Source organism: Acidovorax sp. HMWF018, assembly GCF_003061035.1.
In the GTDB taxonomy this organism is placed as follows: Bacteria; Pseudomonadota; Gammaproteobacteria; order Burkholderiales; family Burkholderiaceae_C; genus Acidovorax; species Acidovorax delafieldii.
Map to the genome: position 1 here is coordinate 8,492 of NZ_QAIM01000605.1, position 911 is coordinate 9,402.

At 68.3% G+C, this 911-nt stretch carries 1 pseudogene; it reads right to left on the reverse strand.

Annotated elements, in window-relative coordinates:
• Positions 1–911 (reverse strand): annotated as a pseudogene (locus DBR23_RS31835) (penicillin-binding protein 1C); the annotation flags it as partial.

Below are 911 nucleotides of genomic sequence, written 5' to 3' on the forward strand. Positions count from 1 at the left end.
CCGGGTCCAGCGCGATCACCGTGCCGGATGCCGGGGCGGTGATGCGGGCAGAGGCACCTGCAGGAGGCGCCGTAGGGGCCGAGGCAGCGCTTTTGGAGACTTTTTGGCCAGATGCGCTAGTGGAATATGGCTCGGAAGCTATTGAATCAATAGCAAACAAAGACTGCTGCGTGCCAGGCACAAACCATTCGTCGCGCGCAGCCTCCAGTGGCTGGGGGACGCCTGCAGAGGGCGGCTGGCCCGGACCAAACCGCACAGCCGCCCTGACCAGGCCCCCAGGGGCCTTGGGGGCCCGGCTGGGCTCGCGGGCGTGCAGAAAACCCATCACCGCTGCCCAGATGGGCGCTGCACCACTGGTGCCGCTGACCTCGTGCATGGCCGCGCCACTGGCATTGCCCACCCACACACCCACCGTGTAGCGCTCGGACCAGCCCACCGCCCAGTTGTCGCGCATGTCCTTGCTGGTGCCGGTTTTCACCGCCGTCCAGAAGCGGGTGGCCAACACGCTGTCGGTGCCGAAGGTGCGGGCGCGTGCATTGCCGTCGGACAGGATGTCACCCACGATGTAGGCAGCGCGTGGGTCGATGGCTGGCGTGAAGCGGGGCTTGGCATCGGCCGGGGCTACGCTGCCCTGTCGCCCGCCGTTGGCGAGCGTGACTGCAACAGGACTGGCACGCCCGCCGCTGGCGAGCGTGCGGTAGGCGTTCGTCAGGTGCAGCAGCGGTACCTCGGGGCTGCCCAGTGCCAGGCTGTAGCCAAAGTAGTCGCCACTTTCACGCAGCGGCAATCCCATGACCCCGAGCTGCCGGTGGAACGCATCGGGCGTGACCATGACCAGCGTGCGCACGGCGGGCACGTTGAGCGACGCCGCCAGTGCCGTGCGCACCGACACCCAGCCCTTGAACTGGCGG